General features: G+C 63.4%; 13 protein-coding genes. 10 read left to right on the forward strand and 3 right to left on the reverse strand.

Annotated features, from left to right (window positions below; translation table 11 throughout):
• Window positions 1–468 precede the first annotated feature (468 nt).
• Window positions 469–1,311 carry an SDR family oxidoreductase gene (locus ACIA48_RS09380; RefSeq protein ID WP_396730011.1) on the reverse strand — a complete coding sequence of 281 codons (843 nt, stop codon included), beginning with the start codon at window positions 1,309–1,311 and terminating at the stop codon, window positions 469–471.
• Between the two features lie 88 nt (window positions 1,312–1,399).
• Between ACIA48_RS09380 and ACIA48_RS09385 the strand changes: the two genes are divergently transcribed.
• Both ACIA48_RS09385 and ACIA48_RS09390 read left to right on the forward strand, forming a co-directional pair.
• Window positions 1,400–2,494 (forward strand): dihydrodipicolinate reductase, encoded by a 1,095-nt coding sequence (locus ACIA48_RS09385; RefSeq protein WP_396730013.1) that lies wholly within the window; start codon window positions 1,400–1,402, stop codon window positions 2,492–2,494.
• 4 nt (window positions 2,495–2,498) lie between these two features.
• Window positions 2,499–4,865, forward strand: coding sequence for a CaiB/BaiF CoA transferase family protein (locus ACIA48_RS09390; RefSeq protein ID WP_396730016.1), 2,367 nt, complete (start codon window positions 2,499–2,501; stop codon window positions 4,863–4,865).
• Here the strand turns inward: ACIA48_RS09390 and ACIA48_RS09395 are convergent.
• Window positions 4,862–5,653 (reverse strand): SDR family NAD(P)-dependent oxidoreductase, encoded by a 792-nt coding sequence (locus ACIA48_RS09395; protein ID WP_396730018.1) that lies wholly within the window; start codon window positions 5,651–5,653, stop codon window positions 4,862–4,864. The two genes, ACIA48_RS09390 and ACIA48_RS09395, sit on opposite strands and share 4 nt — an antisense overlap.
• On the reverse strand, window positions 5,650–6,264 hold the full coding sequence (locus ACIA48_RS09400; RefSeq protein WP_396730020.1) for a TetR/AcrR family transcriptional regulator: 615 nt from the start codon (window positions 6,262–6,264) through the stop codon (window positions 5,650–5,652). Before ACIA48_RS09400 ends, ACIA48_RS09395 begins: the two co-directional genes overlap by 4 nt.
• 126 nt (window positions 6,265–6,390) lie before the next feature.
• Between ACIA48_RS09400 and ACIA48_RS09405 the strand changes: the two genes are divergently transcribed.
• Genes ACIA48_RS09405 through ACIA48_RS09440 form a run of 8 tightly spaced genes read left to right on the forward strand, consistent with a single transcriptional unit; the run spans window position 6,391 to window position 14,742 of the window.
• Window positions 6,391–7,845, forward strand: a complete 1,455-nt coding sequence (locus tag ACIA48_RS09405) for an aldehyde dehydrogenase family protein (protein ID WP_396730022.1) — start codon at window positions 6,391–6,393, stop codon at window positions 7,843–7,845.
• Complete coding sequence (locus ACIA48_RS09410; protein ID WP_396730024.1) at window positions 7,842–8,750, forward strand: SDR family NAD(P)-dependent oxidoreductase; 909 nt, start codon at window positions 7,842–7,844, stop codon at window positions 8,748–8,750. The genes ACIA48_RS09405 and ACIA48_RS09410 overlap by 4 nt, the downstream gene beginning before the upstream one ends.
• Complete coding sequence (locus ACIA48_RS09415; protein WP_396730026.1) at window positions 8,747–9,844, forward strand: Zn-dependent alcohol dehydrogenase; 1,098 nt, start codon at window positions 8,747–8,749, stop codon at window positions 9,842–9,844. The genes ACIA48_RS09410 and ACIA48_RS09415 overlap by 4 nt, the downstream gene beginning before the upstream one ends.
• Before the next feature lie 21 nt (window positions 9,845–9,865).
• Window positions 9,866–11,083, forward strand: a complete 1,218-nt coding sequence (locus ACIA48_RS09420) for a DegT/DnrJ/EryC1/StrS family aminotransferase (RefSeq protein ID WP_396730029.1) — start codon at window positions 9,866–9,868, stop codon at window positions 11,081–11,083.
• Between the two features lie 13 nt (window positions 11,084–11,096).
• Complete coding sequence (locus ACIA48_RS09425) at window positions 11,097–12,383, forward strand: amidohydrolase family protein (RefSeq protein WP_396730032.1); 1,287 nt, start codon at window positions 11,097–11,099, stop codon at window positions 12,381–12,383.
• Window positions 12,384–13,556, forward strand: a complete 1,173-nt coding sequence (locus tag ACIA48_RS09430; protein WP_396730035.1) for a thiolase family protein — start codon at window positions 12,384–12,386, stop codon at window positions 13,554–13,556. It abuts the gene before it with no gap.
• Complete coding sequence (locus ACIA48_RS09435) at window positions 13,553–13,978, forward strand: Zn-ribbon domain-containing OB-fold protein (protein WP_396730037.1); 426 nt, start codon at window positions 13,553–13,555, stop codon at window positions 13,976–13,978. Before ACIA48_RS09430 ends, ACIA48_RS09435 begins: the two co-directional genes overlap by 4 nt.
• On the forward strand, window positions 13,975–14,742 hold the full coding sequence (locus tag ACIA48_RS09440) for an SDR family NAD(P)-dependent oxidoreductase (RefSeq protein WP_396730040.1): 768 nt from the start codon (window positions 13,975–13,977) through the stop codon (window positions 14,740–14,742). The genes ACIA48_RS09435 and ACIA48_RS09440 overlap by 4 nt, the downstream gene beginning before the upstream one ends.
• The last annotated feature ends 7 nt before the right edge of the window (window positions 14,743–14,749 follow it).

Raw genomic sequence — 14,749 nt, forward strand, 5'->3', positions numbered from 1 at the left:
CCAGGGCACGGACCCGGCGATCGCCGAAACCCTTTGCGCTGAGGGTGCCTCGGCAGCGATCGCGGCGCGCGGCCGCCAAAGGCTAGATTCAGCAGCCGAGGTCCTGCCAGTCACCTCGACGTGGACGATGCCTGATCGATCGCGGCTGTGAACGACGGCTGGGGCCTGCTCAGACTCTGCACACGAGGGGCATCACCGCGAATTGTGTATGCCCGAGCTCGCTTGTGACTGCAGGCTTTACCGAGGCGCTGACGGACGTCTTGGCCGCAGACAACCTCGACTTTCCGAATCCTCATGACGTGAGGAAGTGGGTAGAGCAGATGCACGGACATCTCCGCGATGTTGGTCGCGCCGGGCTGCCCACAGAAATCGCCTCCGCAACAGCATAACTGGCTTCCCGTCGCAGTGCGTACGCCACGCGGTGCGACCGTCACACCCGCGGCGGATCGGACTCTTCTGAAAAGACACTCAGCCGTTCTTCGACATCTCCCCCGCCGCGATGTCCGCCCACTTCGCTTCGTGACGGCCCATGGTCATCGCGCCGTTCCAACCTCCATCAGTCCACAGCACCTCACCGCCGACATAACTCAGCCGCGGACTTCCAAGACAGATTAGCGGCCAGGCCTGTTCTTCCGGCGTCGAGTATCGCCCGACAGGCCCGATCGCCTGATCCACCGTCTCCTTACCCATCAGATCCTGGAACGCCGGCATCATCGCCGTCTCGGTGGGACCAGGGTTGATGCAGTTGATGCGTATCCCCTTCGCGCCCAACTCGGGATACCACCAACCCACCCATGCATCGATGATGTATTTCGAGTAGGCGTAGCCGCTCCACGACCATTTCTTCTCGTTGGCGGTGAGCCACTCGACGGCGCCATCGAAGCCGTCGGTCTCCAGAAGTCCTGTGATCGCCTTGATGTGGTCTTGCCATCCGATTGCCGCCGACGAGGAGATCACGCTGATCGAGGAGCCGTCAACCATCTTCGGCACCAATTGCTCCGCCAGATGCCGTGCACCGACGAAGTTCACGAGGATGGTGTCCCATTCGCTGAACGGCGGGCCGGGAAGGCCTGCGCAGCTGAACAATGCGTCGATCGGCCCGTCGATCGATTCGGCTACCGCTTCTATGTTCGCGCGATCTCGCAGGTCGATAGTCAACGCGCGCGCTACCGGAGCTGTGGTCGCATTGATGTCGAGCGCGGTCACCGTGGCCCCCAGGTCGACGAGGATCTGTGCCGCCGCCTGGCCCATTCCCGATGCGGCGCCGGTGACGACGACCGACTTGCCCTGATAACCCAACACATCATCCATATCGAGAACCTCACTTAACCAATAGTGAGAACTAAGATTATCACCCCCGATACAGTGGGATCCGGCTTGGGCCGAAGGGAGCTGTCCGTTGACGAGCACGCGACCGATACGAGTCATCCAGTGGGCCACCGGCGGAGTGGGCGCCGAGATGGTGACCACCATCCTCGACCACCGGCCCGATATCGAACTGGTCGGTGCGCGCGTCTACTCCGAAGCGAAGAACGGCGTCGACCTGGGCACGATCGTTGGCCGAGATCCGATCGGCGTCACTGCGACAACCGACACTGCGGAGATCCTCGCGCTCGATGCCGATCTCGTTCTCTACGCGCCGTCTTTCACCGACCTCGACGATGTCTGCGCGCTCCTCGCGAGCGGTAAGAACGTGGCGACACCGTCGTTTCTGTTCCACCCACGCCGCATTCCCGTGGTGGAACGACAGCGCCTGCAGGCGGCATGCGACAAGGGCAACGCCACCATCCACGGTAGCGGCCTGAACCCGGGCAACCTGTCCGGGGTTCTGCCGCTCGCGCTGTCGGGCATGAGCCGCACCATCGACCGGGTCACGCTGCAGGAGCGGGCCGACTGGACGCTGTGGGAGAGCACCGAAATCACCTTCGACGGGATGTGGTTCGGTCGACCGCCTGGAGACGTGACGCCGACGGCCAACGAGTATCTGAGCTTTCTGACGAAGCTTTTCGTCGAACAGACCTGGTTCATCTCCGACACGTTGAACGCGGATATCGAAGACGTTTTGGTCAGCCTCGAAAGCATTCCAGCGATAAAAGATTTCGAGATGTTCGGTCATGTGGTCAAAGCGGGCACCACGGCCGGGCAGCGTTGGAACTTCCGCGGCCATCGTCTCGGCGAGACGCTGATCGAGTTCGAGACGCTGTGGACCATCGGCGGTGAGTATCCCGACCACTGGCCCAAGCCGCTGGACGGCTGGACCCTGACCATCGAGGGAGATCCGTCGATGCGCACGCATTTCTTCCCGCTGGCCAGCTTCACGCGCGAGGCCTCGATCGAAGAGCATGTGAAGGCAGGCCTGATCACCGTCGCCATGCAGGTCGTCAACGCGATCCCGGCGGTGTGCGACGCACCGACCGGCTTCGCGACGATGGCCGATCTGCCATTGATCCGCTCTTACTCCGGGTTCGGCAATGGCCGAGTGATAGAAATCTGATCCGGTGGACCTGGCTTTCGCGCTCGACGATGTCCGCGTCGTCGACTTCAGCACCGGAGTTGCTGGCCCCTACGCCACACACCTGTTGCGTGACATGGGCGCCGCCGTGCTCAAGATCGAACCACCCTCAGGCGATCCGCTACGCGCGTGGTCAGCGTCCGGCCGTCGCCCTGCCGACCAGGACGGCGCCCTGTTCTGCTTCCTCAACGGCGGTAAGCGCTCGATATGCGGCGGCCCCGGGGATCCGGAGGTCATTGAACTGATTGGTGACGCCGACATCGTGATCGAGAGTGGGCAACTCTCAGATGATGACATCAAGCAACTACGAGAACGTTTCCCGCACTTGGTCAATGTGTCTGTAACGCCCTTCGGACGGTCGGGGGCGTGGGCGCGACGGCCCGCGACTGAGTTCACTCTCCAAGCCTTGTGTGGGTCGACCGCCTCGCGGGGCAGCACCGACCGTCCACCTGTCGCAGTCGGCGGTCGGCTCGGCGAATGGATTTCGGGCACCTACGCCGCCGTCGCCGCGCTTGCCTTCCTCGCCGGGGGCCGGGGCGACCATGTCGACGTCTCGATGTTGGAATGCATGTGCGTGACGATGGGCGGATACGGCCATCTCTACGCGTCGCTGGCGGGCCAGTTACCCAAAGCCGCGGAATACCGCGGACCTGTGCGCAGCGTCGAGTCGCCGTCGGTCGAGCCGACCAGCGACGGTCTCGTCGGTTTCTGCACGGTGACTGCGCAGCAGTTCGCAGACCTCGCCGCGATGATCGGGCATCCCGACCTCGGCGACGATCCCCGCTTTCAAAACGCGGGCCAGCGAATCATCAATCAGCGCGAGTTCGCCGCGATCCTCCATGGGTGGACGACTAAACACACCACCGCAGAGATCATCGAGCTTGCGTCGCTACTGCGGGTTCCGGTTGCACCGATCGGAAGGCCAAGCACCATAGGAGATCTCGACCATTTTGTGGACCGGCGGGTATACGTCGACAATCCGATGGGGTTTCGGCAGCCACGGACGCCGCACTCGACGGACGGACTCCGCACCAGCCCGCCGTCGCCAGCGCCACAACTGGGAGAGGACTCCGGGTACACGTGGCCCGCAAGAATCCGACCTTCTCGGGTGCCCCAGCCGGTCGGCGAACCGCTCGCGGACATTCGCGTTGTCGACCTGACGGCCTTCTGGGCAGGGCCTGCGGCAACCAACATCATGGCGGCACTGGGAGCCGACGTCATCAAGGTCGAGTCCGCGAAGCGACCCGACGGAATGCGTTTCACGACCGTCAAGCCGCCCGGCGACGATGGGTGGTGGGAGTGGAGCATGGTGTATCAAGGCGTGAACGCGAACAAGCGGGGCCTGACCCTCGATTTGGATCAACCCACCGGTCGTGAACTACTGCTGACGCTGATCGAAACCGCCGATGTCGTAATCGACAACTTCTCCCCACGGGTGATGGACTCTTTCGGTCTGACATGGGAGGTTGTTCACGCCCGCAATCCGCGAGCAATCATGGTGCGAATGCCCGCATTCGGGCTCGATGGGCCGTGGCGTGATCGCACGGGATTCGCGCAAACCATGGAGCAGACGTCTGGCATGGCGTGGATCACCGGCTATCCAGACGGTCCGCCGCTGATCCCCAGAGGCGCCTGCGATCCGACCGCGGGTATGCACGCACTCGCCGCGCTACTCGCCGCGCTCCACGAACGGGAGAGCAGCGGCGTCGGACGGTTTGTCGAGGTGCCGATGATCGAGACGGCACTGAACACCGCTGCCGAACTCATGATCGAGTATTCCGCGTACGGAGTCGAACTCATGCGGGATGGCAATCGTTCTCCGGTCGCGGCTCCACAAGGTCTGTATGCGTGTGCTGGACGAGAGGCGTGGTTGGCGCTGGCGGTCGAAAGCGACGCTCAATGGCAGGCGCTCTCAGGCGTGCTGGGCTACCCGGCGTGGATGTCGGATGATTCACTGAGCACGGACGACGGTCGGCGCGCACATCATGACCGGCTGGACGAACTGTTGTCGGCGGCTCTCGAGGGTCGCGACGTCGACGATCTTGTCGAGATTCTTGTCGCTGCGGGTGTTTCCGCGGCACGGGTCGTTGCACCCGCCGCCGTGCCACAGCTCGCCGGTCTACGGACTCGGCGGTTCATCGAGGAGATCGACGGCCCAGTGGTTGGTCGGCACGAGGTGTTCGGCATTCCATTTCGTGCGGCCTCGCGCGTCGAATTACAGTGGTTCGAAACACCTGCGCCCACACTTGGGCAACACAACAGAGAAGTGCTCGAAGCCCTTCTGGGGCTTGACATCACCGATATCGACAAACTGGGGCGTGACGGCGTCATCGGTGACCGCCTGCATGGCTAGAACGGAAGCTCGTCCGCCCACCAAGGTTGGTGAATGGTCTCGCCGCCGTCGACAACGATGGTCTGACCGGTGATGTAGGCGCCTGCATCAGAGGCGAGGAATGTGACAAGACCAGCGATGTCCTCGGGAACACCCAGCCTCGGTGTGAGGGTGTGTCGCAACCAGGTGTCCTTCATCGACTGCGGCACAGCGGCATTAACCAATTCGGTGAGGATGATTCCGGGAGCGACGGCGTTACATCGGATGCCGCGCTTGCCGTACTGCGTTGCAACGTTGCGCGTGAATGCCTGCAACGCGCCCTTTGAAGCGGAGTAGGCACCGCGACCGCTGTCGCCGACGAGTCCGTCTGCTGACGATGTGTTGATGATCGAGCCTCCGCCGTTGGCCAGCATATGGGGAATCACGTGTTTGGTTCCCAGCATGGCACCGGTCGCGTTGACAGCAAGGGTGCGATTCCACACCGCCGCGTCGAGTTCGTGCACAGCGCCATCTGACAAAGCGAGTTCTATCGCAGCGGCGTTGTTGTGCAGGATATCCACCATGCCGAACTCGGCGATGGTTTTGGCGACCATCCGCGCTACCTCCGCCTCGATGCTGACGTCTACGACTACGTGAACTGATTGTCCGCCAACATCTTTGATTGCCTCGGCGACGCCAATCGCGGCGTCCTCACGGATATCCGCCACAACGACGGACGCGCCGGCCGAGGCCAGCGCCTGCGAACACGCCGCACCGATACCGCTGCCGCCGCCGGTCACGATCGCGACCTTTCCTGCGAGACAGCTCATGTCGCGCGGCCCGCGAAAAGGCCGATGGGATCGACTGCCTCAGGTGCCCCCACGTCAGAGGCGATCACGAAGTGATCGGTGACGAATTGCGCTGCGGCAGCCGGGTCGTCGAGGTCGAGTGACTGTGAGCGCGTGACGTAGAGCGACATGAGGATGCGTGCGAACCATTCAGACGTGGCGACCGGGTTCAGGCCACTTCTGATCTCACCGCGCATCTGCGCGGCCGCGACGTACGGCTCGAGAAACGTTGTGAATCCTTGAAGTAGTTCACCGGACTCGTCGATCAGCAGAAGTGCTGAACCCGCGGCATCGAACTTGGCCTGACCTTGATGCAGCGACTGCCGGTGCGCGGCGAGGAAGCGCGCGGCCAGCGCCAGTTGCGCCCTCAACCCGATGCCCTGCGCCATCGCCTGCCCCATCAACTTGAACACCGACTTCGACGCCCCTGCCACGACTGCGTCGATGATCTCGCGTTTGTCGGCGAAGTACTGATAGACGGTGGCTCGCGACACCCCGGACTGCCTGGCGATTTCGGCGATGTTCGCACGCTTCACGCCGCGTTCTTGGATGCACGCCCAGGCACCGGCGACGATCGAGTCTCGGGTGTTCATGGCCCCGTTACGATACAACACTCTAGGAATTTCTGTATGGGTATAGCTCTCAATTTCTCGTAGTGATAGGTTTCAGATCATACAGATCTGAACAAACTGTAAGATTTGTTAGGAAGGACGAACTCCGTGTCCACCGCTGAAAGGGCGATCACCGCATCCGCTGAGGTTTACGTCGACGGGCGGTGGGAATCGCCTCGTGCCGGTTGGATCGAGGACATCGACCCCACCAGCGGCGAGGTCTTCGGTCGGGCGCCCAACGCCGACTTAGGTCAGATGGAGCGAGCCGTGGTCGCCGCTCGCCGGGCTGCCGACGACGGAGCGTGGGCCGCGGACCCCCAGTTGCGAGCCAACTGTCTTAAACAGCTCAGTGACGCACTTTTCGCACATCGCGGCGATGTCGTCGATCTGGCCCGACGGGAGTACGGCGTCGTCGACGCGGTGCACACCATACAGATCGACGGTCCGGCATTCATGGCCAGCCGTGGTGCCGAGCACGCGCTGGTTCCGATGGAGTACGAGCAGGAGACATTCGGTGCTGAAGGACGCTGCCTCATCCGCCACGAACCGATGGGCGTGGTGTCGGTCATCACCCCGTGGAACTTTCCCCACATGATCAACGTGATGAAGCTGTCTGCCATCCTCGCCGGCGGCAACACCGTGGTACTCAAGCCGTCACCGCTCACTCCGATGATCGGGCTGGCGCTCGCCCGAATCATCGACCAGCACACCGATATTCCTGATGGTGTCGTCAACGTCGTCACCACCGACAGTCTGACGGCCAGCGAGCTGCTCACGACGCATCCGGGGGTGGACATGGTGTCGTTCACCGGAAGTTCGGCGGTCGGGCGCACCATCATGACCAACGGCGGGTCGACGATGAAGCGCCTGCTGCTGGAGTGCGGCGGCAAGTCGGCGTGCATCCTTCACGGTGATATCGACGTGGAGGCAATCCTGCCGCGACTGCTGTTCGATTGCGTGACTCTGCATTCGGGCCAGGCATGCATCCTCAACAGCAGGTTGCTGGTGCCAGAGCATCGCCGCGACGAGGTGATCGACCGACTTGCCGCGCTGGCCCGTGAGGTGGTGCTCGGTGATCCTCGCGACCCGGCGACGAGGATGGGGCCACTGATCAGCGCGGCGCATCGCGATCGCGTCGCCGGAATGGTCGACCGTGCAGTGACTGCGGGTGCGACCCTCGTGACAGGGGGACGCCGACGTGACGGCCTCACTGGATTCTTCTACGAGCCAACCATTTTGATCGACGTCGACCGGTCGTCCGAAATCGCGCAGGAAGAGGTGTTCGGTCCTGTGCTGTCGGTGCTCACCTACACCGATATCGACGACGCGATCGCCATCGCCAACGACTCACCGTACGGCTTGGCCGGGTCGGTATGGAGTGATGACGACGACGCCGCAACAAACATCGCCCGTCGGATGCGAACCGGTCAGGTCACAGTCAACGGCATCGGGCCGGGCGACGCGCCCTATGGCGGGTACAAGCAGAGCGGCTTCGGTCGCGATGGCGGGATCGGCGGCGTGCGCGCCTATACCGAGACCAAGGCGATCGGCGTGCCCGCGTGAATCCACCGAAGATACTGAACGACAAAGTCGCTGTCGTCACGGGCGCGGCTCGTGGTATCGGCCGCGCGATCGCGATTCGGCTCGCATCCGAAGGTGCCCGGGTCGCGGTCACCGCCCGCACCAGACACAACGGCGACGGCGCCTACGCAGGCTCACTGCAACAGACAGTCGAGGACATCAGCGCAGTGGGCGGCAAGGCCGTGCCGATCGTCGCCGACCTCGCCAATCCCGCCGACCGTGCTTCGCTGATCACCGAAGCACAAGGCGCACTTGGCGGCCCGGTCCAGATACTGGTCAACAACGCCGCAGCCACCCGCAATTTCGAGCTGAGGTTCACCGGGGTCACTGCGGAGGAATTTCATCGTCAGGTCGACGTCAACGTGTGGGCCGGGTGGGAGCTCTCGCAATACGCTTTGGCGGGGATGACCGCCGCGGGCGCCGGTTGGATTCTCAACATCTCCTCGCAGGGCGCGGCCCCAAAGATCGGCCCGCCCTACCGGGCGATCCCCATGGTGGGTGCGCAATGCCTTTACGGCTCGACCAAGGCCATGCTTGATCGCCTCACAACGGGAGCGGCGATGGAGCTGTGGCCCGACGGAATCGCGGTCAACGCGCTTGCACCCGAAGCGGCCGTGGCCACCGAGAACGCCAGCGCCGTTGCCGGTGTGCGTGATGACTACTCCGAACCCGTCGAGTGTTTCGCCGAGGCCGCTCTCGCGTTGTGCTCCGGTGAGCCTGGTGTGATGACCGGACGCGTGGCGACCAGCTTGTCGTTGCTCGTCGAGCTCGGTCGGCCAGTCCGGACCCTGGACGGCTCGGACCTGGTGTCCGGTTGGCAACCGGCGGAAATCGACCGCCGCCGGCTGGTCGGCAGCTACCTCGCCGCATTCTGCGGAGGTCGATGATGCGAGCCGCGCTGTTCGTCGATTCCGCCGAACTCGAGATCGTGGACGATGTCGATATCGACGTCCCCCGGCGCGACCAAGTTCGTGTCAAGGTAAACCACTGCGGCATCTGCCATTCCGACTATTCGCTGATCGTCAGCGGGTACAGCCCTAGCCCGCTCATCCTCGGTCACGAAGCGGCGGGAACCGTCGAGGCGGTCGGCCCAGACGTACATGAACTGGCTGTCGGCGACAAAGTGGTGCTCAGCCCGACCGTGGCATGCGGGAGGTGCAGAGCCTGCCTGCGCGGACAACCCGCACTGTGCGCGGGTAACAAGGCGGTGTTCGCATCGACGTTCGTTGACGGCGAAACCGGACTGTCCCGCGGCGGCAAGCGTGTGTACCGAGGCATGAACGTCGGCGGCTTTGCCGAGGCAGCTCTGGTAACGCAGGCGGCGGCGGTCAAGGTAGCGGCCGACACCCCCCTCGAGATCGCCTGTGTCCTAGGTTGCGCGGTACAGACCGGCGTCGGTGCCGCTCTCAACACCGCCGACATCGTGCCCGGAGACACGGTGGTCGTCCTGGGGGCCGGCGGTATCGGGCTATCCGTTGTGCAGGGAGCGCGCATCGCGGGTGCCGCACGCATCGTGCTGAGCGATCCGATTGCCGAGCGGCGCGAACTCGCCGCAAAGTTGGGAGCCACAGATCTCATCGACCCTGAAGCCGATGACCTTGTCGGTGTCGTCCGTGATCTCACCGAGGGTGAGGGCGCCGACACCGTGTTCGAGGCGTCCGGAGTCGGCGCGCTTCAGCGAGTGGCGATCTCTGCGACACGGCCCGGTGGCACCACGGTTCTCGTCGGTGCTCCTCCCGGCGACCACACCCTGAAGATTCCTGCGGCTCTGCTGTGGGGCATGTCGGAGAAGAAACTCGTCGGCTGCTTCATGGGAAGTTCCAACGCCCGCCGCGACATTCCGCGCTTCCTTGACATGTGGCGGGCCGGCCAACTCGACCTGCAATCGATGATCACGTCACGCAGGCCGGTCGAGGACGTCAATGCCGGCTTGGCCGATCTCGTGGCAGGTGTCGGTGTCCGCACCATCATCGAATTCTGAACAACCCCAGGGAGACGTGTTGTGACCGCCGAACCGAAGGCGCGAAATCGCGAGATCGCAGAAGCTCGACCTGTTTTCGATGACCGTGAGATAGACGCCGTGGTGCAGGTGCTGCGGCGCGGCAACTTCGACCTCGGTCGTAGCGTGCGCGACATGGAGGCTGCCGTCGCTGCCCTCTTGGGAAAGCAGCACGGGGTGATGGTGAACAGCGGGACGTCGGCGCTCTGGCTCGCCGTGGACCTGCTCGGGTGCGAACCCGGAGACGAGGTCATCACGTCACCGCTGACGTTCAGCAGCGACGTCGCACCGCTCGTCCGCAATGGCATCGTGCCCGCATTCGTCGATGTCGAGGCCGACACTCTCCAGATCGACTCGGAACGGATCGAGGAGATGATCTCGCCGCGCACGAAGGCAATCCTCGCCCCGAACCTCGTCGGCAACTGCCCTGATTGGGATGTCATCCGCGCCGTCGCCGACGCGCACGGGCTGATCGTCATCGAGGACAGCTGCGACGTGATCGGTTCCCACCTGCGCGGCACACGCACCGGGCTGCGCGCCGAGATCTCGGTGACCAGTTTCGCGCGCGGTCATGCGATCACTGCAGCCGGCAATGGTGGCCTGATCGCGGTGAACAATCCCGATTGGTTCAATTCGACCCTGGTCCGCAGACGTTGGGGCCGACGCAGCGAGAAGTACTTTTTCGGCACCGAGCGCGGCAACTGGAAACGCTTCGGCCAGCTGCCCGACGGCACCGACTACGACATGGTGTTCGTCTTCGACGACATGGGTTACAACTTCGAACCGTCGGAAATCATGGCCGCTTTCGGACTGGTTCAGTTGCAGCGGCTCGACGAGTTCAACGCCATCCGACAGCGCAACTATCACTCGCTCAACGAGGCATTGGAACCGCACCAGGACAAGGTGATTCGCTCCCGGACGCTGCCTGAACTGAACACCACGTGGATGCGCTTCCCGTTCCTGCTCGCGGACGGCATCGACCGCAGCGACTTCCAGCAGCGACTACTCGAACGCGGCGTGCCATCTCGAATGATCTGGACGGGGAACATCCTACGCCAACCTGGCTTCATCAACATCTCCCATCGCATGCCGGCGTCGGGCCTGACCGAGGCCGACCGCGTCATGGACCGCGGTTTGTGCCTCCCCTCGCACAACGGGCTGGCACCTGACGACGTGGCACAGATCGCCGACGCGTTGTCCACCACCCTGAACGAGCTCTAGAAGGAGACCGCCAATGGATGCCGATGACCTGATCATGATCAGCGTCGACGATCACATCTGCGAGCCGCGAACGATGTTCGACGCACACGTTCCGGCGAAGTACAGGGACCGGGCACCCAAAGTGGTCACCGACGAGCAGGGCCGCGAACAGTGGTGGTATGGCGACTATCCCGGCCGTAATCTCGGCCTCAACGCGGTAGCGGGCAAGCCGCGCGAATTCTTCAATCTCGATGCGGCACGCTACGACGAGATGCGGCCCGGATGCTACGACCCGGACGAGCGCGTCAAGGACATGAACGCCGGCGGGCACCTGGCCGGACTCAACTTCCCGAACTGGACGGGATTTGCCGGTCAGGTGCTCAACCTTCACCCCGATCGCGACCTCAACCTCGTGATGATCAAGGCCTACAACGACTGGCACGTCGACGAGTGGTGCGGTTCGAATCCCGGCCGCTTCATCCCTTGCGGCCTGCTTCCGCTCTTCGATGCCGAGTTGGCGGCGGCAGAAGTCCGTCGGCTGGCCGAGAAAGGTTGCCATGCAGTCAGTTTCTCAGAAAACCCGGAGAAGCTGGACATGCCGACAATTCACAACGAGTACTGGGACCCTCTGTATACGGCATGCGTCGATGTTGGCACCGTGTTGTGCTGTCACCTCGGCTCGAGTGGCCGCGGCACCCCGATGTCGAGCGACGCGCCGCCAAGTGTGATCTTCACGATCAGTGGCCTGCAATCTGCCGTGCTGATGGCCGAGCTGCTGTGGTCGAAGATCTTCCACCGGTTTCCGACGTTGCGCTGGTCCATCACCGAAGGGGACATCGGCTGGATGCCGTATTTCGTCTGGCGCGCCGAGCACGTTCAGGAGCGTCACGAGGCGTGGACCCACCACCGTTTCGTCGATGCCGACGGGCCACGAGGGGTGTTCGAGCGCAACATCCTCGGTTGCTTCATCGAAGAACCGATCGGACTCAAGCTCATCGACGAGTTCAACATCGACAATGTCATGTGGGAGAGCGACTTTCCGCACTCTGACGGCACGTGGCCGCGCGGACCCGAGCTGTTTCTTGCGGCGGCACAGGGACTCACCGATGTTCAGATCAACAAGATCACCCACCAGAACGCGATGAACCACTTCCAATTCGACCCGTTCAAGCACCGGTCGCGAGAACGTTGTACCACCGGTGCGTTGCGGGCAGAGTCGCCGGATGTCGACGTCATCACCCATGTCGGCCAGCGCCCCGAGGCCGACGAATTCAAGAAGCTGTCGTCGGTGCTTCGACCCAAGGCGAAGACCTCCCGGTAGATGGGCACCCATCCCTACCGCGAGGTCGTCATCGCCGCAGTCCACAACACCCAGCAGGCCAGACAGCTGCCCGGACATACCTCGCTGTCGATCGCGATCGAAGCGGCTATCGGAGTGATCGACGCCGCCGGCATCGATCCCTTGGAAATCGATGGGGTACTTGGACAGTTCAACGTCGACCTCACCTATCTTCTCGGTCTGATGCCCGCCTGGGCCCCCACCGGTGGCATGGGTGGTATTCCTGAGGTGCTGGCCGCCGCCGATGCGATCGCAGTCGGGCATTGCGGCGCGGTGCTGATCGCGGGCGGGGGCGCGGGCGTCTACACCGATCGGTCGGCCACTGCCCCCTGGACCCGCGTGACTAGCGAGTTCGTGTTGCCGTTCGGCATCTACACCGCGTTGGAGTTCGCGCTCATCGCGCGCAGACACATGTACATGTACGGCACCACGCCCGAACAGATGGCGCGTGTGGCGGCGATCATCCGCAACAACGGGCACGTCAATCCCGAGGCCATCTACTACGGCCGTGGGCCGTTCACGGCTGAGGATGTGCTGGCTTCGCGCATGGTAGCCGACCCGTTCCACCTCCTGGACTGCTCACTGACCGGCGAAGGTGGATGCGCCCTGCTGATGACCACCGCGGAGCGGGCGAAAGATTTGCGGTGCACACCGGTGTACATCCTGGGCGGCGGAATCGATCACAACGGACCGTCCTACCAGCACCCTCCGTCGTGGGACCTTCGCGGCAATCGACCCGACGCGATCGAGAACGGCTATGTGGGGCAGCGCGCCGCTGAGCGTGCCTTCGCGATGGCGGGTCTCAAGCCACCCGATGTCGACGTCGCCGAACTCTACGATCCGTTCTCCTTCGAGATCATCCGCCAGTTGGAGGCTTTCGGCTTCTGTAAGCGCGGCGAGGGTGGTGAATACGCGACAAGCGGGGCACTTGAACCCAGCGGCGAGCTTCCGATCACCACCGACGGTGGGCTGATGTCCTTCAGCCATGGTGGCGGGTCAGTGCAACTGCTTCAGCGGGTAATTCGGGGTGTCCAGCAGTTAAAGGGTTCTTGCGCGACCATGCAGGTACCGGATGCAGAGGTGGCCATGGCATCCAACGGCGGCGCGGGCGCCTTGTTCAACGACGTCATCCTACTGGGGAGTGAGCAGCCATGACACTGTTGGTTCCGCAGACTCAAGGGATTCCGCTGCCGCGGCCGTCGCGACTGTCCGCCCCGTTCTGGGAGGCCTGCGCGGAAGGCCGGCTGACCTACCAGAAATGTACGCAATGCGGCTCGGCGATCTTCAATCCCGCTCCACTCTGCACGAAATGTCATTGTCGGAAACTGCAATGGACCGACAGTCGAGGACTCGGCGTCGTCTACAGCTGGACCGTGGCATACCGTCCGCTCTCGCCGGCGTTCACCGAAATTTACGCCCCCGCGATCATCGACGTCGAGGAGGGCTATCAGATGGTGAGCAACGTGATCGGTTGTAGCGTGGACGATCTCGCGGTCGGCATGACCGTCCGGGTCGAGTTTCATCCCGTCGGCGAAATAACTCTTCCCTACTTCCGGCCATCTGGCGGAGACCGGTGAGGACCGCAACCGCCATCGTGACAGGCGGATCAAGCGGCATCGGGCTGGTCGCCGTCCGGCGATTGGCGGCAGCGGGCACCAAGGTAGCGGCGGTCGACATCGACGCCGCGGGCCTCGACGAATTATGCGCTGGCACAGACGGTGTGCGCGCCTACCCGTGCGACATCTCCGACGAAGGGGCAGTCGCCTCCATGGTCGACGCAGTGACCGCTGACCTCGGACCCATCGACCATGTCTTTCACGCCGCTGGGATCTGCCGGATCGACCTGGCCGTCCACCAGCCGATGTCAGACATCAAGGCGCTGTTCGACGTCAACCTGTTCGGAACGGTCAATATATGTCGCGCAGTCGTACCCGGGATGCTCGAGCGCGACCGGGGTTCTCTGGTGATCATCAGTTCACTCGCCGGGTGGCTACCGTCGCCCAAGTTCTCCGCCTACGCGGCATCAAAGGCCGCGGCAACCGCCTATGCAGAGGCGCTGTCCAATGAACTACACGGTACGAATGTGCGACTCAGCTGCGTATGCCCGACCGAAGTCGACACCCCTCTCGCCAGGAATGTTCGCACAATCGACGGCTCCGCCTTCGGGGATATGCGGGCGATGAGCGTGGATGCGTTCATGAACCACGTAGAACGCAAAATCGCCAAGAAGCGGCCGCCGCTGTTCGTCTTCCCCGGAGTGGCGGGCCCGCTGTGGCGAGCACGCAGGTTCGCGCCCGACTTCCTGCGTAAGCAGACGTTGCGTCAGACATCGCGTCCATGAGTCGATC

The sequence above is a fragment of the Mycobacterium sp. NPDC051804 genome (assembly GCF_044452905.1).
Classification (GTDB): Bacteria; Actinomycetota; Actinomycetes; order Mycobacteriales; family Mycobacteriaceae; genus Mycobacterium.